The 23,158-nt window shown below is 61.4% G+C and carries 26 protein-coding genes, 2 tRNA genes and 1 pseudogene; 16 read left to right on the plus strand and 13 right to left on the minus strand.

All coding sequences use genetic code 11. The annotated features are described in order from the left end of the window. The first annotated feature begins 1 nt into the window (after position 1). The 8 genes from BMY38_RS13290 (at position 2) to BMY38_RS13325 (ending at position 8,994) form a co-directional block, all read left to right on the plus strand. Complete coding sequence (locus BMY38_RS13290) at positions 2-1,168, plus strand: iron-containing alcohol dehydrogenase (protein ID WP_092763587.1); 1,167 nt, start codon at positions 2-4, stop codon at positions 1,166-1,168. 279 nt (positions 1,169-1,447) lie between these two features. Beyond that, positions 1,448-2,452 (plus strand): LacI family DNA-binding transcriptional regulator, encoded by a 1,005-nt coding sequence (locus BMY38_RS13295; protein ID WP_175495887.1) that lies wholly within the window; start codon positions 1,448-1,450, stop codon positions 2,450-2,452. A gap of 124 nt (positions 2,453-2,576) precedes the next feature. Then, positions 2,577-3,893, plus strand: coding sequence for an ABC transporter substrate-binding protein (locus BMY38_RS13300; RefSeq protein ID WP_092763591.1), 1,317 nt, complete (start codon positions 2,577-2,579; stop codon positions 3,891-3,893). Between the two features lie 139 nt (positions 3,894-4,032). Further along, positions 4,033-4,899 (plus strand): carbohydrate ABC transporter permease, encoded by an 867-nt coding sequence (locus BMY38_RS13305; RefSeq protein ID WP_092763593.1) that lies wholly within the window; start codon positions 4,033-4,035, stop codon positions 4,897-4,899. Between the two features lie 15 nt (positions 4,900-4,914). Beyond that, a complete protein-coding gene (locus BMY38_RS13310; RefSeq protein ID WP_092763595.1) occupies positions 4,915-5,745 on the plus strand; it encodes a carbohydrate ABC transporter permease in 831 nt (276 codons plus the stop codon). 11 nt (positions 5,746-5,756) lie between these two features. Next, positions 5,757-6,761 (plus strand): ABC transporter ATP-binding protein, encoded by a 1,005-nt coding sequence (locus BMY38_RS13315; protein WP_092763598.1) that lies wholly within the window; start codon positions 5,757-5,759, stop codon positions 6,759-6,761. Continuing rightward, complete coding sequence (locus BMY38_RS13320; protein ID WP_092763600.1) at positions 6,758-7,528, plus strand: L-iditol 2-dehydrogenase; 771 nt, start codon at positions 6,758-6,760, stop codon at positions 7,526-7,528. Before BMY38_RS13315 ends, BMY38_RS13320 begins: the two co-directional genes overlap by 4 nt. Next, the gene (locus BMY38_RS13325) at positions 7,528-8,994 is read left to right on the plus strand and encodes a mannitol dehydrogenase family protein (RefSeq protein ID WP_092763602.1); all 1,467 of its coding nucleotides are present in this window, start codon (positions 7,528-7,530) and stop codon (positions 8,992-8,994) included. Before BMY38_RS13320 ends, BMY38_RS13325 begins: the two co-directional genes overlap by 1 nt. A 232-nt stretch (positions 8,995-9,226) precedes the next feature. Here the strand turns inward: BMY38_RS13325 and BMY38_RS13330 are convergent, their stop codons facing one another. Continuing rightward, complete coding sequence (locus BMY38_RS13330; protein WP_092763604.1) at positions 9,227-9,565, minus strand: ArsR/SmtB family transcription factor; 339 nt, start codon at positions 9,563-9,565, stop codon at positions 9,227-9,229. A gap of 57 nt (positions 9,566-9,622) precedes the next feature. On the opposite strand from BMY38_RS13330, the gene BMY38_RS13335 reads away from it, so the two are divergent. Genes BMY38_RS13335 through BMY38_RS13360 form a run of 6 tightly spaced genes read left to right on the plus strand, consistent with a single transcriptional unit; the run spans position 9,623 to position 15,043 of the window. Beyond that, positions 9,623-10,072: a YeeE/YedE family protein gene (locus BMY38_RS13335; RefSeq protein ID WP_092763606.1), complete on the plus strand. Its 450-nt coding sequence runs from the start codon at positions 9,623-9,625 to the stop codon at positions 10,070-10,072. An 11-nt stretch (positions 10,073-10,083) separates the two neighbouring features. Continuing rightward, positions 10,084-10,518, plus strand: coding sequence for a DUF6691 family protein (locus tag BMY38_RS13340; protein ID WP_092763860.1), 435 nt, complete (start codon positions 10,084-10,086; stop codon positions 10,516-10,518). A 2-nt stretch (positions 10,519-10,520) separates the two neighbouring features. Further along, a complete protein-coding gene (locus tag BMY38_RS13345) occupies positions 10,521-11,432 on the plus strand; it encodes an MBL fold metallo-hydrolase (RefSeq protein WP_175495888.1) in 912 nt (303 codons plus the stop codon). A gap of 19 nt (positions 11,433-11,451) precedes the next feature. Continuing rightward, positions 11,452-11,838, plus strand: coding sequence for a rhodanese-like domain-containing protein (locus tag BMY38_RS13350; RefSeq protein WP_092763608.1), 387 nt, complete (start codon positions 11,452-11,454; stop codon positions 11,836-11,838). 5 nt (positions 11,839-11,843) lie between these two features. Beyond that, complete coding sequence (locus tag BMY38_RS13355; RefSeq protein WP_092763610.1) at positions 11,844-13,595, plus strand: SulP family inorganic anion transporter; 1,752 nt, start codon at positions 11,844-11,846, stop codon at positions 13,593-13,595. Continuing rightward, positions 13,592-15,043: a multicopper oxidase family protein gene (locus BMY38_RS13360; RefSeq protein ID WP_139204717.1), complete on the plus strand. Its 1,452-nt coding sequence runs from the start codon at positions 13,592-13,594 to the stop codon at positions 15,041-15,043. The genes BMY38_RS13355 and BMY38_RS13360 overlap by 4 nt, the downstream gene beginning before the upstream one ends. Before the next feature lie 48 nt (positions 15,044-15,091). On the opposite strand, the pseudogene BMY38_RS18745 reads toward BMY38_RS13360, so the two are convergent. The 6 genes and pseudogenes from BMY38_RS18745 to infA all read right to left on the minus strand — a co-directional run. Further along, positions 15,092-15,301, minus strand: a pseudogene (locus tag BMY38_RS18745) (GIY-YIG nuclease family protein); the annotation flags it as partial. A gap of 150 nt (positions 15,302-15,451) precedes the next feature. Further along, a tRNA-Phe gene (locus BMY38_RS13365) sits at positions 15,452-15,526 on the minus strand. 115 nt (positions 15,527-15,641) lie between these two features. Then, positions 15,642-15,833 (minus strand): DNA gyrase inhibitor YacG, encoded by a 192-nt coding sequence (locus BMY38_RS13370; RefSeq protein WP_092763612.1) that lies wholly within the window; start codon positions 15,831-15,833, stop codon positions 15,642-15,644. After that, a complete protein-coding gene (locus BMY38_RS13375; protein ID WP_092763613.1) occupies positions 15,830-16,834 on the minus strand; it encodes a ribonuclease E/G in 1,005 nt (334 codons plus the stop codon). Before BMY38_RS13375 ends, BMY38_RS13370 begins: the two co-directional genes overlap by 4 nt. Next, the gene (locus BMY38_RS13380; protein WP_092763614.1) at positions 16,831-17,415 is read right to left on the minus strand and encodes a Maf family protein; all 585 of its coding nucleotides are present in this window, start codon (positions 17,413-17,415) and stop codon (positions 16,831-16,833) included. The genes BMY38_RS13375 and BMY38_RS13380 overlap by 4 nt, the downstream gene beginning before the upstream one ends. A 1-nt stretch (position 17,416) precedes the next feature. Beyond that, complete coding sequence (gene infA, locus BMY38_RS13385; protein ID WP_055087116.1) at positions 17,417-17,635, minus strand: translation initiation factor IF-1; 219 nt, start codon at positions 17,633-17,635, stop codon at positions 17,417-17,419. 391 nt (positions 17,636-18,026) lie between these two features. On the opposite strand from infA, the gene BMY38_RS13390 reads away from it, so the two are divergent. Then, complete coding sequence (locus tag BMY38_RS13390) at positions 18,027-18,572, plus strand: imm11 family protein (RefSeq protein WP_092763616.1); 546 nt, start codon at positions 18,027-18,029, stop codon at positions 18,570-18,572. Between the two features lie 19 nt (positions 18,573-18,591). Here the strand turns inward: BMY38_RS13390 and BMY38_RS13395 are convergent, their stop codons facing one another. The 6 genes from BMY38_RS13395 to BMY38_RS13420 form a co-directional block, all read right to left on the minus strand. After that, on the minus strand, positions 18,592-18,972 hold the full coding sequence (locus tag BMY38_RS13395; RefSeq protein ID WP_245737625.1) for an arsenate-mycothiol transferase ArsC: 381 nt from the start codon (positions 18,970-18,972) through the stop codon (positions 18,592-18,594). 63 nt (positions 18,973-19,035) lie between these two features. Further along, entirely contained in the window at positions 19,036-19,506 is a 471-nt protein-coding gene (locus tag BMY38_RS13400) for a UPF0262 family protein (RefSeq protein WP_092763863.1), read from the minus strand. Positions 19,507-19,553: 47 nt separating this feature from the next. Then, a complete protein-coding gene (hisD, locus tag BMY38_RS13405; protein ID WP_092763620.1) occupies positions 19,554-20,855 on the minus strand; it encodes a histidinol dehydrogenase in 1,302 nt (433 codons plus the stop codon). Positions 20,856-20,920: 65 nt separating this feature from the next. Next, positions 20,921-21,397 carry a DUF2948 family protein gene (locus tag BMY38_RS13410; protein ID WP_092763622.1) on the minus strand — a complete coding sequence of 159 codons (477 nt, stop codon included), beginning with the start codon at positions 21,395-21,397 and terminating at the stop codon, positions 20,921-20,923. Then, positions 21,390-22,664: a UDP-N-acetylglucosamine 1-carboxyvinyltransferase gene (gene murA, locus BMY38_RS13415; RefSeq protein WP_092763624.1), complete on the minus strand. Its 1,275-nt coding sequence runs from the start codon at positions 22,662-22,664 to the stop codon at positions 21,390-21,392. The genes BMY38_RS13410 and murA overlap by 8 nt, the downstream gene beginning before the upstream one ends. Beyond that, the gene (locus tag BMY38_RS13420) at positions 22,657-22,848 is read right to left on the minus strand and encodes a hypothetical protein (RefSeq protein ID WP_092763626.1); all 192 of its coding nucleotides are present in this window, start codon (positions 22,846-22,848) and stop codon (positions 22,657-22,659) included. Before BMY38_RS13420 ends, murA begins: the two co-directional genes overlap by 8 nt. A gap of 167 nt (positions 22,849-23,015) precedes the next feature. On the opposite strand from BMY38_RS13420, the gene BMY38_RS13425 reads away from it, so the two are divergent. Continuing rightward, positions 23,016-23,090: transfer RNA gene (locus BMY38_RS13425), tRNA-Thr, on the plus strand. The last annotated feature ends 68 nt before the right edge of the window (positions 23,091-23,158 follow it).

Raw genomic sequence — 23,158 nt, forward strand, 5'->3', positions numbered from 1 at the left:
CATGCCCGCCACTGCTTCACCGCGCGCAAACTGGTCCTATCCCACGGCGATTCGCTTCGGCGCCGGTCGCATCTCCGAGATCGGGGAGGCCTGCGTCGCAGCGGGCATCCGTCACCCGCTGCTGATCACCGACCGGGGGCTTGCGAATCTTCCGATCACGCAGAACACACTTGATCTGCTTGAACAGGCAGGACTGGGCCGGGCGATCTTCGCCGAAGTCGATCCCAACCCGACCGAACTGAATGCCGAAGCCGGCATCCGCGCCTACCGTGACGGCGACCATGACGGCGTGGTGGCCTTCGGCGGTGGCTCAGGCCTCGACCTTGGCAAGCTTGTGGCCTTCATGGCAGGCCAATCCAGACCGATCTGGGATTTCGAGGATATCGACGACTGGTGGACCCGCGCGGACGCCGACGGCATCGCCCCCATTGTCGCCGTACCGACGACGGCAGGAACCGGGTCCGAAGTCGGTCGCGCGTCTGTCATCACCAATTCCGTCAGCCACGAAAAGAAAATCATCTTCCACCCCAAAATCCTGCCAACCGTGGTCATCTGCGACCCCGAACTGACGGTCGGGATGCCTCGTCCCATTACCGCAGGGACCGGTATGGATGCCTTTGCACATTGTCTTGAAGCCTTCTGCTCGCCGCATTACCACCCAATGTCGCAGGGCATGGCACTTGAGGGGATGCGCCTGGTGAAGGAAAATCTGCCGCGCGCCTATGCCGACGGCACCGATATCATGGCGCGCGCGCACATGATGTCCGCAGCCGTAATGGGCGCCACGGCGTTTCAGAAGGGGCTTGGCGCGATCCACGCGTTGTCGCACCCCATCGGCGCGGTTCACGGCTCTCATCACGGCACGACAAATGCCGTCTTCATGCAGGCAGTCCTGCGTCTCAATCGTCCGGCGATTGCCGAGCGGATTGCTTCGGCTGCCGACTATCTCGGGATCGCGGACGGTTTCGACGGGTTCCACGCTTTCGTCGGAGAGATGAACGCCGCACTTGGCATCCCCGGTTCGCTTGCCTTGCTGGGCGTGGTCGACCCGGATGTTGATGCGCTTGTAGATGCGGCGCTGCGCGACCCGAGTTGCGGCGGCAATCCGGTGGAACTTACGCGCGAAAACCTCACGACCTTGCTGCGCGAGTGTCTTGAGGGCAGTTAAGAACGCGGTCGGATCGACAGTCGCCCATTCCACGCAGGCGCATGGGGACTGCATCACCCCGTCGCTGTGCATCAGACTGACGTCTCTGTCATGCGTTACAGACATGGAGTTGCGGATTCTGGAGGCGGCAGATTACTTGACCGCTCAGCCTAAACTTGTCTATGGTAAAGTATAAATTGCTTCGCGTAACGATGCGGTGACACCCGCGACGGGATCTTGCAAGTATAAGCTCTCTAATTTCACAGAAGGCAAGCATCTCCATTGCAGAAAATACCAAACATGGAAAGCTTTGCTCGTGTTAGCGGCATTTCCCGCCCTACCGTGTCGAAATATTTTCACGATCCGGACAGTGTGCGAAAATCAACGCGCGCAAAGATCGAACAGGCGCTGAAGACCTATGATTACAGCCCGAATATCTATGCTATCAATCAGAACCGTCGCCTGACCAAGACAATCGGCATCGTAGTCCCCTATCTTGCAGACCCGTTCTTTGCCGAAATGGCCCGAAATATAGAGCAGCGTTGCATAGACGCGGGTTTCTCTCCACTTCTCTTCAGCTCGCACGGTCGGACCGAACTGGAAACGGACATCCTCCGCAGCCTGCGCTCGCTCAAGCCCGCCGGTGTGCTGCTTGCCCCGCTCGGGCGCAGTTCGGACCGTGACCTCCTCGAGAGCTTCTGTGAAGATGTGCCCACGGTGCTCTTCGACGCGAATGTCGAGGGCGTCGGTGAGGCCTTCGTCGGTTCGGATAACTTTCAGTCGATCCCCCTGATGGTGGAGTATCTGTGCCGGACGGGAGAACCGCCCTGTTTCTTCGAGATGGCTCCGGTTAACCCCAATGCCAACAAGCGTCGCCGCGCCTATACCGAAGCGATGATGGGCCTGGGGCACCAGCCTCATATCGTCCATGTGGATGGGGACGGCTGGGCGTTCGAGGAAATAGGTCATGCCGAAGGCATCCGGGCAATCGAAGGGCGCAGGTTCGCCACCAATACGGTCCTGTGCTCGAATGATCGTCTTGCCATCGGTCTGCTTGCGGCGGCCTATGAAAAAGGTCTGCGCGTAGGTCGAGGACACGGTTGCGCGATGCGTATAGCAGGCCACGACGATCACCCCTTTTCTCGGTTCACCTGTCCGTCCCTGACGACCGTCGCGCAGGACTACGAGGCGATTTCGGACCACAGCGTGGAAGCGCTTTTCGCAGTGATCGAAGCGAGCGAAGAGGACCGTCAGCGCACCGAAACGCTGTTTCCCGGAACCCTGGTCATGCGTACGTCGGCATGACTCGGCCTTTCCCGAAATATTTACGCGGGTAAAATTACAATTGACTGATATCGGGTGCTCGTGTATTGGATATGGGTGGGGGCTAATCTGTCCGCCCCGCATCAGACGTCCAGGGAGGACACCAATGACACTCAAGCACGCGCTCTATGGAGCGACGGCCCTTACGCTCGTCGCCGGCTCTGCCTTTGCGGACGCCCATGCCACGACCATCACGATCGCTACCGTCAACAATGGCGACATGATCCGGATGCAGGGTCTGACCGACGACTTCAATGACAAGAACCCCGACATAAACGTCGAATGGGTCACGCTGGAAGAGAACGTTCTTCGGCAGAACGTCACCACCGACATTTCGACCGGCGGTGGCGCGTATGACGTTATGACCATCGGCACTTACGAAGTTCCGATCTGGGGCAGAAATGGTTGGCTCGTTTCGCTGAACGAAGGTATGGCCGACGATTGGAATGCGGATGACCTGCTGCCCGCGATCGCCGGTGGTCTGACCATCGATGGTGAACTCTATGCCGCACCGTTCTACGGTGAATCCTCGATGGTCATGTACCGCAAGGATCTGATGGAGAAGGCCGGTCTGGAAATGCCGGACGCCCCGACGTGGGACTTCATCCGCGAAGCTGCTGCTGCCATGACTGACCGTGAAAACGAGATCAATGGCATCTGTGCCCGCGGCAAGGCAGGCTGGGGCGAGAACATGGCGTTCCTGACCGCCATGTCCAACTCCTTCGGCGCGCGTTGGTTCGACGAAGAGTGGAAGGCACAGTTCGACAGTGAAGCATGGGCCACCACGCTCAACTTCTACCTCGACATGATGAACGAGTCCGGTCCGAACGGTGCCGCCAACAACGGGTTCAACGAGAACCTGACCCTGTTCCAGCAGGGCAAGTGCGGCATGTGGATCGATGCCACCGTGGCGGCCTCCTTCGTGACGGGTGACGACTCGACCGTCGCCGATCAGGTTGGCTTCGCGCTGGCCCCCGATACCGGGCTGGGCAAGCGCGGCAACTGGCTCTGGGCCTGGTCGCTGGCCATCCCGGCATCATCCGAGAAGCAGGAAGCCGCCAAGGCGTTCATCAGCTGGGCCACAGGACCGGCCTACGCCGAACTGGTTGCCTCGAACGAAGGCTGGGCCAACGTTCCTCCGGGCACGCGCACCTCGCTTTATGAGAACCAGGAGTATCTGGATGCGGCGCCGTTCGCGAAGATGACTCTGGACAGCATCAACTCGGCTGATCCGACCAATCCGACAGTCGATCCGGTGCCGTACACGGGTGTGCAGTTCGTCGCCATCCCGGAGTTCGCAGGCATCGCCTCCGAAGTCGGTCAGCAGTTCTCGGATGCCCTTGCTGGCAATCAGACCGCCGAGCAGGCCCTTGCCAACGCGCAAGAGCTGACCACAGAAGAAATGGAAGCCGCGGGCTACTAAGCCGCGCTTCATAGTCGGACGGCACTCCATTGTGCCGTCCGATACCCGATTTATACCACTGTTTGACTTTTCGCAGGCTTCATTCGAAGCTCTCTAGACGCGATCCTGTATATCTTCAGGCCATCCGGGAACTATTGTCATGGCGACAGCACATTCAAAATCGGCCGCCCGGATCATGATCGCACCTGCGGTTTTCGTCCTGCTGGTCTGGATGCTGATCCCGCTCCTCATGACGCTCTACTTCTCTTTTGCCGACTACCGCCCTCTGCGCGGCACGTTCGACGCCTGGATCGGATTCGACAATTACGTGCGCTTCCTGACCTCCAGCTCGTTCATGTCGGCCCTGATCACGACGCTTTGGATGGTCGCCGGAATTCTTTCGATCACCATCATCGGCGGGGTCCTGTTAGCCCTTCTGCTCGATCAGCCCATGTATGGCCAAGGCTTCGTGCGTATCCTCGTGATCGCGCCATTCTTCGTGATGCCGACCGTTTCGGCGCTGGTCTGGAAGAATATGTTCTTCAATGTCGACAACGGTCTGTTCAGCTACCTCTTCAAAGGTCTGGGCTTTCAGCCCTACGACTTCCTGAGCCAGTCGCCCCTGCTGTCTATCATCGTCATCGTGGCATGGCAGTGGCTGCCGTTTGCGACGCTGATCCTGCTGACGGCCGTGCAGTCGCTCGACAGCGAGCAATTGGAAGCCGCCGAGATGGACGGTGCGCCGGCTTTGTCGCGGTTCCGCTTCATCATCCTGCCTCACCTGAGCCGGGCCATCACCGTCGTCATCCTGATCCAGACGATCTTCCTGTTATCGATTTTCGCAGAGATCTTCGTGACCACGAACGGGGCCTTCGGGACGCGCACATTGACCTATCTCGTCTACCAGCGCGTGCTGGAGAGCCAGAACGTCGGCCTGGGGTCCGCCGGAGGGATCATTGCCGTCATTCTTGCCAATGTGATCGCAATCTTCCTGATGCGGATCGTCGGCAAGAACCTCGATAACTGAGGCGGAGGAAACTTCATGGCCCGTGCCATCACCACCCAGAAAAAAGTCATGTGGACCGCCCTCGCCTGGGCGTTCGGCCTGGCGATATTCTTCCCGATCCTCTGGACGTTCCTGACCTCTTTCAAGACCGAGGCCACGGCGATCGCCGATCCGCCTGTATGGTTCCTGTTCGACTGGACGACCGAAAACTACACCGCCGTGCAGGAACGGTCGAACTATCCCAAGGCGCTGATGAACTCGATCATCATTGCCGTCGGCTCCACCCTGCTAGGCATCCTCATCGCGGTGCCTGCGGCCTGGGCCATGGCATTCGTGCCGGGTCGGCGCACCAAGGATGTCCTGCTCTGGATGCTCTCGACCAAGATGCTGCCGGCCGTCGGCGTGCTCTATCCGCTGGTCCTGCTGGCGAAGTGGCTGGGCGTGATGGACAGCCGCATCCTTCTGGTCGTCGTTCTGATGCTGATCAACCTGCCGATCATCGTCTGGATGCTATATACCTATTTCCGCGAAATTCCCGGCGAAATCCTGGAGGCTGCGCGCATGGACGGGGCCAGCCTTTCGTCTGAAATCCTCTACGTGCTCACGCCGATGGCCGTGCCGGGAATCGCCTCGACCATCCTTCTCAACATCATCCTGGCCTGGAACGAGGCTTTCTGGACAATCCTGCTGACCACGGTGAATGCCGCGCCGCTTACGGCCTTCATCGCCAGCTTTTCCGCGCCGGAAGGATTGTTCTACGCCAAGCTGTCTGCCGCTTCGATGCTGGCCATCGCCCCCATCCTTGTCATGGGCTGGTTCAGCCAGAAACAACTCGTGCGCGGCCTCACCTTCGGCGCCGTAAAGTAAAGGAGACCGACATGGGTCGCATCGTTCTAAAGGGCGTCCGCAAAGCCTTCGGCGACGTGGAGGTCATTCCACCTCTGGACTTGGAGATAGAGGATGGCGAATTCGTCGTCTTCGTCGGACCCTCGGGCTGCGGCAAGTCCACGCTGCTGCGCCTGATCGCGGGGCTGGAAGACGTCTCGAGCGGAGACATCGAGATTGACGAACGCAATGTGTCCACCGTATCGCCCGCCAAGCGCGGGCTTGCCATGGTGTTCCAGTCCTACGCGCTCTATCCGCATATGTCCGTTCGCAAGAACATCGCCTTCCCATTGCGGATGTCCAAGATGGACAAGGCCGAGCAGGACAAACGCATCGCGCATGCGGCCAGCATTCTGAACCTCACCGACTATCTCGAGCGGCGACCGGGGCAGCTCTCGGGCGGCCAGCGTCAGCGTGTCGCCATCGGCCGCGCCATCGTGCGCGAACCGGCCGCCTTCCTGTTCGACGAGCCACTGTCGAACCTTGACGCAGCCCTGCGCCACGGAATGCGCGTCGAGATCGGTGAACTGCACAAGGATCTTGCCACGACGATGATCTACGTGACGCACGACCAGATTGAGGCCATGACCATGGCCGACAAGATCGTCGTTCTGCGCGCTGGATATATCGAGCAGGTGGGGTCGCCGCTTGAACTTTATCATAAGCCCCGCAATCTCTTTGTGGCAGGCTTTATCGGCTCACCCACGATGAACCTGTTCGAAGGCGCCACCGCCGCCGAGCATGGAGCCCATACGATCGGGGTACGTCCCGAGCACCTTGTCCCGTCCAAGACCGAAGGTCTGTGGAAAGGGCGTGTGGGCCTTTCCGAGCACCTGGGTTCCGACACGTTCCTGCACATCCACGACACGGGCCTTACCGAGACTATCACTGTCCGCGCCGGAGGCGATATCGACCTGCACCACAACGACACGGTATATCTGACCCCCGAGGCCGACAAGATTCACCGTTTCGACGCTCAGGGACTTCGCATCGCATGAGGCTGAACGGCAAATCCGCCCTTATCACCGGAGCCGCGCGCGGCATTGGCCGGGGCTTTGCCGAAGCCTATGTCCGTGAGGGCGCGACGGTAGGTATCGCGGACATCGACATGGATGCCGCCACGGCCGCCGCGGCCGAGATCGGTGACGCGGCCTACGCCGTCCGGATCGACGTCAGCGACCAGGGGAGCATCGACGCGGCCATCGACGCCGTGACTAAGCGCGCGGGCAAGCTCGACATCCTTGTCAACAATGCCGCCCTTTTCGATGCGGCCGAGACCGTTGGCATCACACGGACCAGCTATGAGAGACTCTATGCGGTGAATGTGGCCGGCACACTCTTCACGATGCAGGCCGCCGCACGCCAGATGATCGCCCAGGGCCATGGTGGCAAGATCATCAATATGGCCAGCCAGGCCGGTCGCAGGGGCGAAGCGCTGGTGCTTGTCTATTGTTCGACCAAGGCCGCTATCATTTCGATAACACAATCGGCGGGGCTGGACCTCATCCGCCACGGGATCAACGTGAACGCCATCGCCCCCGGTGTGGTGGACGGCGAACACTGGAAGCACGTGGATACGATGTTCGCCACACTCGAGGGCAAGGAACCAGGACAGAAGAAACGCGAGGTCGAGGCGGGCGTTCCTGCCGGACGCTTTGCGGTACCGGCGGACCTGGCCCCAATGGCCGTCTTCCTGGCCTCATCAGACAGCGACTACGTCGTTTCGCAGTGCTATAATGTGGATGGCGGTCAGTGGATGAGCTGATGCGCCTGTCGAACGAAACCCTCGGTCTGCTTCCAGACGGAATCAGCGTCCCGACCTACAATCGTGCAAGGCTCACGGCGGGCATCGTCCACATCGGCCTTGGCAACTTCCACCGTGCGCATCAGGGCTGGTATCTCCACCGGCTCATGCAGGACGACAAGGCACAGGATTGGGCAATTGTCGGTGCCGGGGTGCGGGCAGCCGACGCGAAAATGCGCGATAAACTCCTGGCTCAGGACTGTCTGACGACATTGATCGAACTCGCGCCCGAAAGCGTCTCGGCCGAGGTGATCGGTTCCATGATCGATTTCCTGCCCGTCGAGGAAGGAAACGGTCCCCTCATCCGCCGCATGGCCGAGACCGATATCCGCATCGTCTCCCTGACCGTGACCGAAGGCGGATACTACATCGATCCCGCCACCAAGGGCTTCGACGCCGACCACCCCGATATCCGGCACGATGCGGAAAACCCCGGCACGCCCCTCACCGCCTTCGGCGCGATGATCGAGGCGCTGCGTCTGCGTCGCGCGGCAGACCAGGGTCCTTTCACATGCCAGTCCTGCGACAACCTCCAGGGCAACGGTGACATCCTTCGCCAGACCATCGTCTCGCTCGCCCGCCTGTCCGACCCCGCGCTGGCCGACTGGATCAATGCGAACGCAACCTTTCCGAACTCCATGGTCGATTCCATCGCGCCAGCGACGGGCCCCGCCGAGTTGGCTCTTGTCCGTGAACTGGGCATCGCGGACGACGCGCCCGTCACGCATGAGAATTTCCGCCAATGGGTGATCGAGGACGCGTTCTGCGCCGGTCGCCCGCCATGGGACCAGGCCGGTGCGACCTTTGCGGACGACGTTCACGCTTATGAAGCGATGAAAATCCGAATCCTCAACGCGGGCCATCAGGTCATCGCGAACCCAGGAGAGCTTCTGGGAACCGAGACGATCTCGGGGTGCATGGAACATCCGCTCATCGCCGCGCTTTTCGACAAGGTCGAGAAGACAGAAATCGTTCCGCATGTCGCCCCCGTTCCGGGCATGGAACCTTCGGATTACGTGGAGCTGATCGCCCGACGCTTCGCCAATCCGCGCATCGTCGATACAGTGCGGCGAGTGGCTTTCGATGGCTCCTCCCGGCACACCGGCTTTCTCCATCCCATCATCCGCGACGGATTGGCCAGCGGTGCCCCCATAGCGGGCCTCGCTCTGGTGGAGGCGATCTGGGCGCGCATGTGCGAGGGCACGCGGGAGGACGGCTCCACGATCGAGCCGAACGATCCGATGTGGGCTGATCTCAACACCGTGGCCAAGGCTGCACGCACCCGCCCGCTGGCCTGGCTGGAGCAAGAACATCTCTACGGCGACCTGGCCGCCGCCCCGCGCTTCGTCGACGCCTTCGAGGTCTGGCTGCGAATAATCTGGCAGGACGGAACCGACGCCGCACTGGAACAATACATCCGGCAATGACGCGATCATGGGGGCCGTTGTCTTTCCTGCAAGGGCAACGTCCATGCAAGGTCAACGTTCTGGCCCATGTGCGTGCCAGCGGCATCTGTCACATCGACCTCAGGGTGCTTGCCACACATTGCGGCACCAGTGCGTTTCCGCTCAGTCCCGTCCCCGAATATGCGGGTGCTGCTGTCGAAACTCTTACCCGGATTTCAGGTAACCGCCCGGCAGGATCCGACACGATATTCTGTCATTCAGGCATACAATAAATATGATAGAGTGCGTCGATCATACGATGCACCCGCACATCTGCGATGCGGTAGTATATCGTCTGCCGCTCCCGCCGCGTGGCGACCATTCCGGCATCGCGCAGCCGCGCCAGATGCTGGCTGAGCGCAGACTGACTAAGCCTGAGTTGCCCTTGCAAAGCGCCGACTGATTGCTCGCCCTCTAAAAGATGGCACAAAACCATCAGACGGTTCGCATTGGACAGAAGTGCCAGTTGAGCGGCGACATCTTCCGCGCGCGCCTCAAGCACATCGAGGGGTGGTCGACGTTTTATTGCATCAGTATTGACTAATTTAGACATTGCTTACATATGGTCTCATTACAGACGATCTGCAATATATAAATCGAAGGATACCGCATGGGACCCGTGGTCGCGACAGAATTTACTCCCTGGCTTTCTCTGCTCGGAGGTGTGCTGATCGGCCTGAGCGCCGTCATGGTCATGGGAATGTTCGGCAAGATTGCCGGGATTGCAGGGATCACAAAAGGCCTGACATCCGCGGTTCCGGGTCTGGCAACAACCGGTGACCGAAGCTGGCGGTTGTCATTTTTGCTGGGGCTGGTGGTCGCCCCATTGGCCGTGCTGCTGGCGACGGGATCGTTTCCGCAACAGACCGTTCCGACCAGCCTTGCGGGCATGGCGCTGGCCGGACTTCTTGTCGGTTTCGGCACTGCCTTCGGATCGGGCTGTACCTCGGGCCACGGCGTGTGCGGGCTGGCGCGCCTGTCGCCGCGATCTGCTGCCGCCGTCGCGGTCTTCGTGGCCGCAGCCGTACTGACAACCACCATCGTTCGCCACGTCCTCTGAGGAGCCTTAAGATGCGCAATATCATAGGGTTCGCCGCCGGATTGATCTTCGGTCTGGGTCTTATCGTTTCTGGCATGGCCAATCCGGCCAAAGTCCTGAACTTCCTTGACATACTCGGGCCGTGGGACCCCAGCCTGGCCTTCGTGATGGGCGGTGCGTCGGTCACTGCCTTCATCGGCTACCGTCTGGTGTGGCGGCGCGGCACTCCTGTCATGGGAACGCAGTTCGACCTGCCCGCCAGCGGCACCATAGACGCACCGTTGCTGACTGGTGCGGCGATCTTCGGCGTGGGCTGGGGTCTGGGCGGGTTCTGCCCGGGGCCGGCCTGGGCCTCGCTGGCAATCGGATCGACCGGAATCCTCGTTTTTCTTCCAGCAATGCTGATTGGTATCGTGCTGGCCGATTTCGGAAAGTCATCTCCCCTCTTCGCAAAAAAAGGAGCGTAATCATGTCCAAGCTGAACGACCCGGTCGTGCGCCATTCCGCGTCATCTGGCCAAGACAGCCCCGATGTCTGGGGCATCTACGAACCCGATACCGGATCGATTCAGTATATCTGCGCCGATCCCTCGACGAAGAAGGCCGCGCTGATTGACGTGGTACTGAATTTCGACCCTGCCAGCTTCGCGGTCGATACGCGCAGCATGGATCAGGTGCTGAACCTGGTGGAACAGGAGGGGCTTACGGTCCAATGGGTCCTCGACACCCATCCCCACGCCGATCACCTGATGGCATCGTCGCAACTGAAAGAGCGCACCGGCGCACCGAATGCCATCGGTGAGAAAGTCAAAGAGATCGCCGAGATCTGGCGCGGGATCTATCACACGCCGGATGCCTTTGACCCGGAGCGTGACTTTGACCGGCTTTTTGCCGATGGCGATACGTTCAGACTGGGCGATATGGACATGCGCGTGATGCTGTCGCCGGGACACACGCTGGGATCCATCACATATATCTGCGGTGACGCGGCCTTTGTTCACGACACGTTCATGCAACCCGACAGTGGAACCGCACGCGCCGATTTCCCCGGTGGCACGACCGAGGATCTGTGGAATTCACTTCAGGCGATCTTCGAGCTTCCCGACGACACACGACTTTTTGTCGGTCACGATTACGGTTCGAAAGGACGGGACGAGCCTGAGTGGGAAGCGACCGTCAAGACGCACAAAGCGAAAAACATCCATGTAAAAGCTGGAACTGCCAAACAGGACTATATCAAGACGCGGGAAGAGCGGGATGCGATCCTGTCATTGCCTGACCGGATGCTGGCGGCGCTGCAAATCAATCTGCGCGGGGGCAATTTGCCCGAAGCGGAAGACGACGGCGGCCACTACCTGAAAATCCCAGTCGGAAAATTCTGAAAAATAAGGAGCGAAACTCATGAGCAAATCCATGAAAGACCTTGTCGCCGATGCCAGATCACACATCGATACGATCAGCCCCGCCGAAGCCCATGAGGCCATGCAAGGTGGCGACATGATCCTCGATGTGCGCGAACCGGCGGAGTTGGATAACGACGGCGCGGTCGACGGCGCGGTTCATATCCCCCGCGGGCTGGTCGAAGCACAGGCCGACCCGGAAACCGGCAAGGGCAATGCCGCTCTGACCGCCAGGCGCGATGGCGGAGGCCGCGTGCATGTCCTGTGTGCCTCGGGGGCCCGTGCCGCGCTTGCTGCCGACAGCCTTAAGCAGATGGGCTATGACGCCACGGTGATTGATGGCGGCCTTGCGGCCTGGAAGAAGGCGGGTCTTCCGCTTCGTTCCTGACAGCCATGCATCGGCTGTCGCGATACCTGCCCGTCCTCGACTGGGGGCGGCGCTACAATGCGGACAAACTGGGTGCGGACCTGGTTGCGGCATTGATCGTGACGATCATGTTGATCCCGCAATCGCTGGCCTATGCGCTGCTGGCCGGATTACCGCCCGAGGCGGGAATCTATGCCTCGATCCTGCCGATCGTACTCTATGCGATCTTCGGCACCTCGCGCAGCCTGGCCGTCGGGCCGGTCGCCGTCATTTCACTGATGACGGCGGCGGCGATCGGCGGTCTGGGTGACCAGGGGATCGACTATGCCACCGCTGCGCTGACGCTGGCGTTCCTGTCCGGTGCGTTTCTGCTGCTTCTTGGGGTGTTTCGACTGGGGTTCATTGCCAATTTCCTGTCCCATCCCGTCATCGCGGGATTCATCACCGCCAGCGGCATCCTGATCGCCACAAGTCAGTTGAAACATATCCTGGGTATCGAAGCCTCTGGCGATACATTGCTGGAACTGGTCCCAGACCTTTGGAGGACGATTGGCTCCATCAACTGGATCACTGCCGCGATCGGCCTGTCGGTCATTGTCTTTCTTTACTGGGTCCGCAGCGGGCTGAAACCGCTTTTACGGCGCATCGGCCTTGGCCCCACCCTGTCTGAGATGGGGGCCAAGGCTGGTCCGGTCTTCGCCGTTGTGGCCAGCACACTGGCGGTCTGGGCTTTCGACCTGACCGGGCGCGGTGTCGATATTGTCGGCTCCGTGCCGCAGTCGCTTCCGCCGCTGACGCTGCCCTCGTTCCAGCCCTCGGTTTTGACGGCGATGATCGGCCCGGCCATTTTGCTGTCGATCATCGGCTTTGTGGAATCCATTTCGGTCGCACAAACCCTCGCGGCCAGACGCCGCCAACGCATCGATCCGAACCAGGAACTGATCGGTCTTGGTGCAGCCAACCTTGGCGCGGCCTTCAGCGGCGGCTTTCCTGTCACGGGTGGATTTTCACGCTCAGTCGTCAACTTCGATGCGGGTGCCCGGACCCCTGCGGCAGGCGTTTTCACCGCCGCAGGGCTTGCGATTGCAGCCCTGGCCCTGACGCCGCTGATCTATTTCCTGCCCAATGCCACGCTGGCCGCAACGATCATCGTCGCGGTTCTGAGCCTTGTCGATTTTTCGGTCCTGAAACGCACGTGGCGGTATTCACGCGCCGATTTCGCGGCCGTCTCGGCGACGATCCTGCTGACGCTGATTTTCGGTGTCGAGGCGGGTGTTTCAGCAGGTGTCCTGATTTCGGTTTTGATCCACGTCTATAGATCGTCCCGCCCGCATATGGCCATCGTGGGACAGGTTCCGGACACCGAGCATTACCGCAACGTGAACCGCCACGACGTGATCACGGATGACAGCATACTGTCGATCCGCGTGGACGAGAGCCTGTATTTTGCCAATGCCCGCAACCTCGAAGACCGGATCTATGACATGACCGCCGACCGGGGCGACCTGAAGCACGTCATCCTGATGTGCTCGGCCGTCAATGAGATCGACATGAGCGCGCTGGAAAGTCTTGAGGCGATCAATAGCCGCCTGAAAGCCCGTGGTATCACCTTTCATCTGAGCGAGGTGAAGGGGCCGGTGATGGATCGGCTGAAGACCAGCTCCTTCCTCGACGATCTGACCGGCAAGGTGTTCCTGACCCAGCATGGCGCGGTCCGTTGTCTTGCCGAGACGGCTCAGACCTACCCTTCCCCTTCCAGAGACGGAGTATCCATTTGAAACGGCGCCAATTTCTGAGCCTCGGTGTCGCGACCCTTGCCGCACCTGCCATAATCAGCCGACGGACCGTCGCCGCCGAACCGGGCGCGCCGCTGCCGATCCCGGACGTGATGGAGGTCGGTCCCGGTGCTGGCAATATCCTGTCCGCAATCAAGGGCAGAGCTGAACTCATTCCCGGAGTTGAGTCCGATACACTGGGCTACGGGCAGGATTATCTCGGACCGCTCCTTCGGTTCCAACGTGGGCGCACCGCCAGTATCGATGTGGAAAATCGCACCGACGATCCGATCACCGCCCATTGGCACGGGATGCATGTGCCTGGATACCTGGACGGTGGGCCGCAACTCGCCTTCGGTCCGGGCAAGACCTGGTCTCCGGAGCTCCCAGTCGATCATCCCGCGGCAACCCTGTTCTACCATAGTCACGTTCACGGCCGCACCGCCGAACAGGTCTACCGTGGTCTGGCGGGCATGATTATCATCGACGACCCCGAAATCGACGATCCGCTGCCCCGCGACTATGGCGTGAATGATTTTCCGCTGATCGTGCAGGATCGCAGCTTCGACCGATCGGGAAGACTGACCTATGATCTGGGCATGATGGGAAGGATGCAGGGTTTCCACGGAGATGACGTGCTGGTCAACGGTGCGATCCGTCCCAAGCTGACCGTGCCCGCGGGGCTGGTGCGCTTACGGTTGCTGAACGCATCCAACGCCCGGATCTATGATTTCAACTTCACCGACGGTCGGCAATTCCATCAGGTCGCCAGCGACGGCGGCCTGCTGCCCTCGCCTGCCGCCATGGTCAATCTGCGTCTTGCCCCGGCAGAACGGGCCGAAATCATCGTCGACTTCTCGGATCAGTCTGCCATTCGCCTGGTCTCGCAGAATGTCGGTAGTGGCGGGATGATGGGTGGCGGGAATAATACCGCAACACTCGACGTCATGTCTTTCGATGTCGGCGATGCGTCAACATCCGGTCCCGTGCAATTGCCCGGGTCTTTGCCCGCGACAGTCTCCGATCTCGGCGAACCCGTTCGCACCCGCGAGTTCATCTTGAACATCAGTTCCGGAAACATGATCAGCAGCATGCTGAACAATCTGATCGGACAGGACAGGCAGACAATGGGCATCAATGGTGAGCCCTATGATATGTCGCGCATCGACCAGCAGGTGCAGTTGGGCGAAACCGAGCTCTGGCGCATCAATGCCGACATGATGACGCATCCGTTTCACGTTCACGGCGTGTCCTTTCAGGTCGTCACCATGGGCGGGCGGGCGGTCAACCCCGCAGAGATTGGATGGAAGGACGTGGTGCATGTCGAAGGACCGACCGAGATTTTGCTCCAGTTCGACAAACCGGCAACGATCGACACGCCATTCATGTATCACTGCCATATCCTCGAACACGAAGATGCGGAAATGATGGGGCAATTCACGGTCGGATGACACCGGTCCGCATTTTCCGGCTCGGCCGTCTTGGCGACTGTGCCTGTGTTAATGCCATATGCGAACGCGGTTCCGCTTGTCGCGCCAGAACATCAGTTCAAGCTCCTGTGCGAGAAGGGCCGCAAGGGAATGCCTCAAAGTCGAGGAGCGCACGGTCCCGCGCAGGTGGTTTTGCCAGAGACGGCTTTTGACCAGCGTCGGCCCACTTCGGCGCACTGGCCGATTTTTCGGAGGTGCGATGCCGATGTAGAGCAGGTGTTTCCCATCGCGCGGACATAGACGAAGAAGTCAAAAGTGTCGTGGAGCGAGGCAGACTCAAAGCGCTACCCGAATGATACCCAAGGACATTTGAGCGATCTGGCGCTTGCCGCCAATATCAGCTGAGCAACTGTTTTTAATTTTTTAAAATGGTGCCCGGGGGCGGAATCGAACCACCGACACGAGGATTTTCAATCCACTGCTCTACCCCTGAGCTACCCAGGCACCGGGTCCGACCGGGGTCTCCCGAAAGGGGTTCCCTGAGGTCTGCGAGGTTTGGCACCTCGCGGGGTTTGCATCGTCTAGGGCACGGCAAAATCGGTGTCCAGACGAAAAAGCGTCAGTTCTGGCGCGAACGGCTGTCCTTCTCCGGCTCGGCAGCGTCAATGGCTTCTTCTGCGTCATCCGGGTCGGTCGAAGGGATGGCATAGCTGCCGGTCAGCCACTTACCCAGATCGACGTCAGCGCAGCGTTTGGAACAGAACGGACGGTATTTCGCATCCGTAGGCTTGTCGCAGATCGGGCAGGTCACAGCAGCTCCTCCAACGGACGACGTTCGCGGCGGCGGGTCAGTTCGAAATGGCCCAGCGGGGTCCAGCCGATCAGGCTGGTTTCGATGGCATCGGACTTCAACGCCGTGCGCAGGGCGCTTTCGAACGCCTTGCGATCCTTCTTGGGCATCGGGGCCAGGTCCAGCACGATCTGACCGCCGATCCCGCGCAAGCGCAGTTGTCGCGGCAGTTCCTTCGCCAGCGAAAGATTGGCCTTGAACCCGCCTGCCCCGCCCTCGGCGGTATTCACATCAACAGCCGTCAGGGCGCGCGTCGGCTCGATGTAGAACGTGGCCGGGCCGACGTTGACCTGCGGTGACGACAGGGCATCGAGTTGATCCTCGACCGTCGCCCAGTCCTCCGAAATCTCGGTCCCGGCCCAATCGCGCCATGCCAGGGCATGCGCGTCAGGACCATCCAGCAGGCGCTCCGCGTCCGTCCCCGGATCATCCAGCACCTGCATCGCCACACCCCAAGTCTGCGTCAGATCGTCGGTCAACGTCGATTCGTCGATGCCTTCGCAGGCCGTCCGCAGGATGATGCCGTGACCGTCGCGGTCAGGCACCGCGTCATTGGCGATTTCCAGAAGCCGGTCGCGGTCCTCGTCATCGGTCAGGCTGCGCGCAACGTTCAGGCCCGGCGCGCCGGGGGTGACGATGCAATAGCGCGATTTGAATAGCACGCGGTCGGTGACGGGGATGGCCTTGCCCGGTTCGGCATGACCCGTGACCTGCACCAGCAACGCCTGTCCGGGGGCCAGTCCCTTGGCATTGCGATGCCAGCCGGTCAGACCGTTTCCAAGCTTCACGAACATGCCGCCCTGCCCCTTGACGGGGCGGTCGCAGATGGCACGGAACACCGTCCCCAGACCGGGCCGATCATCGTCGCCGTCGATCAACAAATCGTCCAGCCGTCCGTTTACCATGCGGGCGGCGGCGGGGCGGCCTTTGTGGTGACCGAGTATGATTTGTGTGCCGTTCATCGCCAGATCTCCAGCCCTGCGGCTTGAAGCAGGTTTGCGGTTTCATGCAGGGGCAGTCCGACGACGCCGGTGAAACTGCCTTCGATCCACGACACGAAAGCACCCGCTGGCCCCTGGATCGCATAGCCGCCTGCCTTGCCCTGCCAGTCATCGGTGGCAAGGTAGCCGTTGATTTCGAAGTCCGACAGCGGCTTCAGCTTGACCGACGTCACACAGGTTCGCGTCCATATCCGGTCGCCACGTCGCACCCCGATGCAGGTCACGACCTTGTGCCGGCGTCCCGACAGCAGGTGCAGGAATTGCGCGGCCTGACCGGCGTCGGCGGGCTTGCCCAGAATGCGCCGACCGACGGCCACCGTGGTATCGGCACAAAGTATGATATCATCGGGACCGGCCTCTACCGTGGCCAGTTTCAGCGCCGTTATCCGTTCGCAGTAAACGCGCGGAAGTTCTGCGTTTTCAGGTGTTTCATCGACATCGGGCGGGCGCACGGCGTAAGGCGTTACGCCCAACTGCGCCAACAACTCCAACCGTCGCGGAGAGCCGGATCCGAGGATCAGGCGCGGGCCGTTGCCCGGCACCTTACTTGAAGCGATAGTTGATGCGACCCTTGGTCAGGTCATAGGGCGTCATCTCGACCTGAACCTTGTCGCCGGCCAGAACGCGGATGCGGTTCTTGCGCATTTTGCCTGCCGTGTGCGCGATGATCTCATGGCCATTCTCGAGTTCGACCCGGAATGTCGCGTTCGGCAGAAGCTCGCGCACGACGCCGGGGAATTCGAGCATTTCTTCCTTGGCCATGGTGTCTCCTGATGTGGGGCCGCGCGACCGGAAAACGGAGGCTTGCGGCGGGATGTGGCTAGATGGGGGGAAACCGGGAAATATTCAAGGGGATATGTGCGACGGGGACCCGCGCGTGATCGGGGATATTACGACGGTGCATACGGAGGTATTACGTCGGTCATACAAACGTCCGTATCGGATGCCACGGCAACCGGACGACGTTCGTGTCGACAAAAGCGGAGAAGTTGATGACGCAGAATGACGGACAAGTTGAGACCCCGGTCTGGTTCACGCCGTTTCCGGCTGACCCCGCGAACTACGGCCAAATGGATTTCATCGAACCCGAGGGCAGCGAAGGTATGGCGCGGCCCCTGTCGAACAGAGGCGTCCGCTCTTTCCGCCGGAACACATGCCGCTGTGCTTTCGGGATATGTCGGGCCGATACGGCGCGGATTTCAAGCGCTTCATGCCCGACTTCTTCATGTCCCGTCACGTCGTTCTGACCGTTTCGCAAAAGATGCATGATGTGCTGGTGCAGTTCGATTTGGGCGACAACCAGCTGACCGAACTGCCTTTCGTTGCGCATGACCGCGTGACGCCGAGGCCGGAACGGTTCTGGTTGTTGGCGGTGGCGGAGAAGAAATCAGGTCTGGATGTCGAGGCCTCTGCGGTCGGACCGACGGTGGTCTATGAAAACGGCACAGCGCGGTTATTGCCCAACACCCTGACGCTACATCCGACGACCAACGATTATATGTATAACTCGATAATGGAAGCACAGGGTGGCGGCAAAATTGCCCTGTCGTCTTCGGTTCTGGATGGTGCGGACCTATGGCGTGATCCGTTGATCGGCCCGGAACTTCTGTTCGTCTCGGATCGTCTGCGTCAGGCGATCAAGGCGGCAAAGATCAAGGCGAAGAATATGCCGTTCTTTCCGGTCACGCTTGTTCCCTGAACCGTCGCCTAAAGGCCCCTCACCCAAACCGACCCTTCAACCGTTCCCTGATCTGATCGCGGCTGAGCCGATAGCTCGCCAGCTTCTGATCGCGCCCCTTGCCCAGCCCCGTCGGGTCCATGATGGGCCAGTATTCAACGTCGATATGGGCGTGACGGGCCAGCTCCAGAGCCATGCGCTGCGATGCGGGCGACAGGGCGACGATCAGGTCGAACTGCTCCAGATCGTCGCCCCATTGCTTCATTTCCTCGAAAGATCGGGAACGGTGACGCGACAGCTCCACCCCGATCTCGGCGCAGACGGCAACGGCAAAGCCGTCGATCTCGATGTCGTTCTTCACGCCCGCCGATTGCACATAGATCGACTGACCGTGCATCTTCTTCATCAGCCCTTCTGCCATGGGCGAACGGACGGCGTTGTGATCGCAGCAGAACAGGACGGATTGTGGGTTTCCGGCCAATGCTCAGCCCCCGAAGTGCAGCACGCAGATCAGGGTAAAAAGCCGCCGCGCCGTGTCGATATCGACAGTCGCCTTGCCCTCCAGCCGCTCCTGCAGGATGCGCGCGCCTTCGTTGTGGATGCCGCGCCGGGCCATGTCGATCGCCTCGATCTGGCTGGGTGGGAGTTTCTTGACCGCGTCGAAATAGGCCGCGCAGATCTGCCAGTAATCTTTCACGACCTGTTTGAATGGCCCCAGCGACAGATGGAATTCACCGGCCTTGCCTGTGCCGGTGCTGATGTCGAAGACCAGACGGCGTTCGCGAATGGCCAGCGACAGGTCGTAGGGCCCGGCGGGCGCCCCATCGGCGGCGAGGGAAAAGCTGTTGTCTTCCAGCAGATCGAATATGGCGACGGCCCGTTCCTGCTCGATTTCCGCCGTAGGGATCGGCAGGTTGGCGTCGTCGATATGAATCTGGGCGATACGATCGGTCATGGGCGCTTGATGCGGCATAGTGGCGGGCGGGGCAATGGTCTGGCGCGTCATCGGTTCAGCCGGTCCAGTCGCGCCTGCACCGACAGGCCATGCGCCTGCAACGATTCCGACGTGGCAAGGCGGACGGCGGCGGGGCCGATGGCACGGAGGCTTTCGGGTGTCATGCGGGCCAGCGTCGTGCGCTTCATGAAATCGAGGACCGACAGGCCCGACGAGAAGCGGGCCGAGCGGGCCGTGGGCAGGACATGGTTCGGACCGCCCACGTAATCGCCGATGGCCTCGGGCGTCCACTGACCGAGGAAGATCGCCCCGGCGTGAGTGATTTTGTCGGACAGGGCTTCGGGATCGGCGACGGCGAGTTCGAGGTGCTCGGGGGCGATGCGGTTTGACAGCTTCGATGCCTCGTCCAGATCGCCAACGGTTATGACGGCACCGAAATCACGCCAGGACGGGCCGGCGATGTTTGCGCGCTCCAGGCTTTCCAGACGGGCCGTCACAGCGTCGGCCACGGCCTGACCGAAGGCGGCGTCGGTGGTGATCAGGATGCTCTGCGCGCTTTCGTCGTGTTCGGCCTGGGACAACAGGTCGATGGCGATCCAGTCAGGGTCGTTGTCGGAGTCTGCGATCACCAGAATTTCGGAGGGACCCGCGATCATGTCGATGCCGACGCGCCCGAAGACGCGGCGTTTGGCGGCGGCGACGAAAGCGTTGCCCGGCCCGGTGATCTTGTCGACGGGCGCGATGGTGTCGGTGCCGTAGGCCATGGCGGCAATCGCCTGCGCGCCGCCGATGCGGTAAATTTCGGTCACGCCGGACATCTGTGCCGCCAGCAGGACCATCGGGTTGAGCACACCGTCGGGTGTCGGCACGCACATCACAAGCCGACCGACACCGGCGACCCGCGCCGGGATCGCATTCATCAGCACCGACGAAGGATAGGTCGCCAGCCCGCCCGGCACATAAAGCCCCGCCGCGTCCACCGGCCCCCAGCGCCAGCCCAGCGTCGCGCCGGTCTCGTCCGTCCATTGCTCGTCACGGGGCAGTTGCCGTTCGTGATAGGCGCGGATGCGGGCGGCGGCGGTCTCCAGCGCGGCCCGGTCCAGGGGCGCGACCTGACCGGCAGCGGCGGCGATCTCGGCATCGGTGATGCGCATCGTTTCCGGCGTCAGCGCGAAGCGGTCGAATCGGATCGTCAGGTCGCAGACCGCATCGTCCCCCCGCGCGCGCACCTCGGCGATGATCGCGGCGACGGCATCGTCGACATCGGGTGCCTCCTCGCGCTTCATGGACAGCAGAGCGGCGAAGCGGGTATCGAAATCGGCGTCGGCGGTGGACAGAAATTGCGGCATCCGAGGTCTCCGGGCAGGGTCCGGGTCTGCCTAGAGTGCGGCAGCCCCGGTCTCAAGGTGTCGCGTCATTCCGGGTGTTCCGGCGCCTTGCCCGACGGCGCGGCATAGGGCTGCGTCACATCCGCGAGCATTACATCGAGACAGTCGCAGGTGACCTCGATCACACCGTCACCCGCGAAGGTCAGGCGCAGGATGCCGTCGGCGTCGGCCCCCGGCTCCCAGTCCAGCGTCAGCAGCGACAATACGGTATCGGCATCGCCGGGCAGCACCCCCTGCCCCCGGACAGACACCACATCCCCCGCCGTCAGCAGGCTGCGCACCCGTTCGGGCTGTCGCGTGCCGTGTTCCCAGCGGTAGCGGTTGAGCAGCATGGCAAAGCGGCGCGGACCCTTTTGCCAGCGCATTTCCGACGCGGGCAGCACGGCGTCCTGCGCCAGTGCGGCCAGGATTTGCAGGTCTTCCGAATCCGTCGCCCAGAGCTTGAGCGGGCGTTCATCTGCGTCGTGAAACCTTGCATCGCGCGGAGTGTGAGTGTCAGCCATCTTCCTTGACCCTTTCGATATTCGCCCCGACGCCGCGCAGCTTGGCGACAACGTGTTCATATCCGCGATCCAGATGATAGACGCGTCCGACGCGGGTTTCGCCCTGGGCCGCCAGACCGGCGAGGATCAGGCTGACACTCGCGCGCAGGTCGGTTGCCATCACCGGCGCACCCTTGAGCTTGTCGACGCCCGTCACCGTCGCGTGGCCGCCGTGGACATCGATTTCCGCGCCCATGCGGATCAGTTCGGGCGCGTGCATGAAGCGGTTCTCGAAGATCTTTTCCTCCAGCACCGAAGTGCCCTGGGCGGTGCAGAGCAGCGCCATCATCTGGGCCTGAAGGTCGGTCGGGAAGCCGGGAAACGGCTGCGTCTCGACATCGACGGCCTGCATCGGGCCGTTGGCGCGTTTGACGGTCAGACCGGCATCGGACTCGGTCACTTCGGCGCCCGCTTCCTCGATCTTGGTGCAGAAGGCGTCCAGCAGGTTGCGACGACCGCCGCCCAGCGTGACTTCACCCCCCGCCACCAGCGGTGCGAGCATATAGGTGCCGAGTTCAATCCGGTCGGTGACCACGCGGTGGGTTGCCCCGTGCAGACGGTCGACGCCCTGAATTTCGATCGTGTCGGTGCCTTCGCCGGAAATCTGCGCGCCCATGGCTTGCAGGCAATGGACGAGGTCGACGATTTCAGGCTCCTGCGCGGCATTCTTGAGGACGGTGGTGCCCCTTGCCAGTGTTGCGGCCATCAGCGCATTTTCGGTGGCGCCGACCGAAACGAAGGGGAAGTCGACGATACCGCCGTGCAATCCGCCCGAAGGGGCCTTGGCGTGGACATATCCGTCGCGCAATTCCAGCTCGGCTCCCATCGCCTCCAGCGCCTTGAGGTGCAGATCGACGGGTCGCGCGCCGATGGCGCAACCGCCGGGCAGCGACACGACGGCCCGACCCTGCCGGGCCAGAAGCGGCCCGAGGACGAGAATCGAGGCGCGCATCTTGCGCACGATATCATAATCCGCCCGTTCGCCGTTCAGGTCGTGCGAGGACATTGCCAGCACCAGACCGTCCGAGAGAGAACTGACTTCCGCCCCGAGCGACCCCAGAAGCTGGGACATGGTACGGATGTCCGACAGGCGGGGAGCGTTGGTCAGGGTCAACGGTTCGTCAGACAGAAGCGTCGCGGGCATCAGCGTAAGGCAGGCGTTCTTGGCCCCGGCGATCGGAATCGTGCCGCTCAGCGGGCCGCCGCCGGTGACGATGATGCTATCCATGGGGAGTCTCCTGCTCGTCTGGACCATCTGCGGGCCCGTTTTTATGGTCCGGTGCGTCTTTGGCCACGGTGTCTGGCGACATGTCTTCTGCGCGATTGCGCTTCTGCGCCTTGCGCCGTCCCATATTGGCCTTCAGCGCGGCCTTCAGCCGATCTTCACGGGTAGGTTTGCCGCCCTGCACCATGCTTGCCCCTGTTATTCTCCGCCGACATAGCGACAGGTGCGACGGGGGTCCAGCCGGGCAGACCAGATGCAGCCTTCATTGGCGGCCATAGGGGGCGCTCAATGCTGTCGGGGAACATATTCAGGGGTTGCGGGATCATCCGGTTCGGTCTAATCCGCCCCCGGAATGCTGTGGTAGCTCAGTGGTAGAGCACACCCTTGGTAAGGGTGAGGTCGAGAGTTCAATCCTCTCTCACAGCACCATTTTTCCTTGAAGCTCTCAAAAAGATGCGACTTGTCAGGATATTAAACCCTCCTCGGTGATATACGGA

Origin of the sequence: Jannaschia helgolandensis (genome assembly GCF_900109285.1) — a bacterium.
Taxonomy (GTDB): Bacteria; Pseudomonadota; Alphaproteobacteria; order Rhodobacterales; family Rhodobacteraceae; genus Jannaschia; species Jannaschia helgolandensis.

Bases quoted from the DNA above. Each gene is read 5' to 3' on its own strand.
- BMY38_RS13390 (WP_092763616.1), top strand. From the start codon at position 18,027: ATGCCGCTGTGCTTTCGGGATATGTCGGGCCGATACGGCGCGGATTTC.
- BMY38_RS13340 (WP_092763860.1), top strand. From the start codon at position 10,084: ATGCGCAATATCATAGGGTTCGCCGCCGGATTGATCTTCGGTCTGGGT.
- BMY38_RS13335 (WP_092763606.1), top strand. From the start codon at position 9,623: ATGGGACCCGTGGTCGCGACAGAATTTACTCCCTGGCTTTCTCTGCTC.
- BMY38_RS13355 (WP_092763610.1), top strand. From the start codon at position 11,844: ATGCATCGGCTGTCGCGATACCTGCCCGTCCTCGACTGGGGGCGGCGC.
- BMY38_RS13375 (WP_092763613.1), bottom strand. From the start codon at position 16,834: ATGAACGGCACACAAATCATACTCGGTCACCACAAAGGCCGCCCCGCC.
- BMY38_RS13305 (WP_092763593.1), top strand. From the start codon at position 4,033: ATGGCGACAGCACATTCAAAATCGGCCGCCCGGATCATGATCGCACCT.
- BMY38_RS13410 (WP_092763622.1), bottom strand. From the start codon at position 21,397: ATGGCTGACACTCACACTCCGCGCGATGCAAGGTTTCACGACGCAGAT.
- BMY38_RS13320 (WP_092763600.1), top strand. From the start codon at position 6,758: ATGAGGCTGAACGGCAAATCCGCCCTTATCACCGGAGCCGCGCGCGGC.
- BMY38_RS13345 (WP_175495888.1), top strand. From the start codon at position 10,521: ATGTCCAAGCTGAACGACCCGGTCGTGCGCCATTCCGCGTCATCTGGC.
- BMY38_RS13310 (WP_092763595.1), top strand. From the start codon at position 4,915: ATGGCCCGTGCCATCACCACCCAGAAAAAAGTCATGTGGACCGCCCTC.
- infA (WP_055087116.1), bottom strand. From the start codon at position 17,635: ATGGCCAAGGAAGAAATGCTCGAATTCCCCGGCGTCGTGCGCGAGCTT.
- BMY38_RS13420 (WP_092763626.1), bottom strand. From the start codon at position 22,848: ATGGTGCAGGGCGGCAAACCTACCCGTGAAGATCGGCTGAAGGCCGCG.
- BMY38_RS13300 (WP_092763591.1), top strand. From the start codon at position 2,577: ATGACACTCAAGCACGCGCTCTATGGAGCGACGGCCCTTACGCTCGTC.
- BMY38_RS13330 (WP_092763604.1), bottom strand. From the start codon at position 9,565: ATGTCTAAATTAGTCAATACTGATGCAATAAAACGTCGACCACCCCTC.
- BMY38_RS13395 (WP_245737625.1), bottom strand. From the start codon at position 18,972: ATGGCAGAAGGGCTGATGAAGAAGATGCACGGTCAGTCGATCTATGTG.
- BMY38_RS13290 (WP_092763587.1), top strand. From the start codon at position 2: ATGCCCGCCACTGCTTCACCGCGCGCAAACTGGTCCTATCCCACGGCG.
- BMY38_RS13315 (WP_092763598.1), top strand. From the start codon at position 5,757: ATGGGTCGCATCGTTCTAAAGGGCGTCCGCAAAGCCTTCGGCGACGTG.
- BMY38_RS13400 (WP_092763863.1), bottom strand. From the start codon at position 19,506: ATGACCGATCGTATCGCCCAGATTCATATCGACGACGCCAACCTGCCG.
- murA (WP_092763624.1), bottom strand. From the start codon at position 22,664: ATGGATAGCATCATCGTCACCGGCGGCGGCCCGCTGAGCGGCACGATT.
- BMY38_RS13325 (WP_092763602.1), top strand. From the start codon at position 7,528: ATGCGCCTGTCGAACGAAACCCTCGGTCTGCTTCCAGACGGAATCAGC.
- hisD (WP_092763620.1), bottom strand. From the start codon at position 20,855: ATGCCGCAATTTCTGTCCACCGCCGACGCCGATTTCGATACCCGCTTC.
- BMY38_RS13295 (WP_175495887.1), top strand. From the start codon at position 1,448: ATGGAAAGCTTTGCTCGTGTTAGCGGCATTTCCCGCCCTACCGTGTCG.
- BMY38_RS13350 (WP_092763608.1), top strand. From the start codon at position 11,452: ATGAGCAAATCCATGAAAGACCTTGTCGCCGATGCCAGATCACACATC.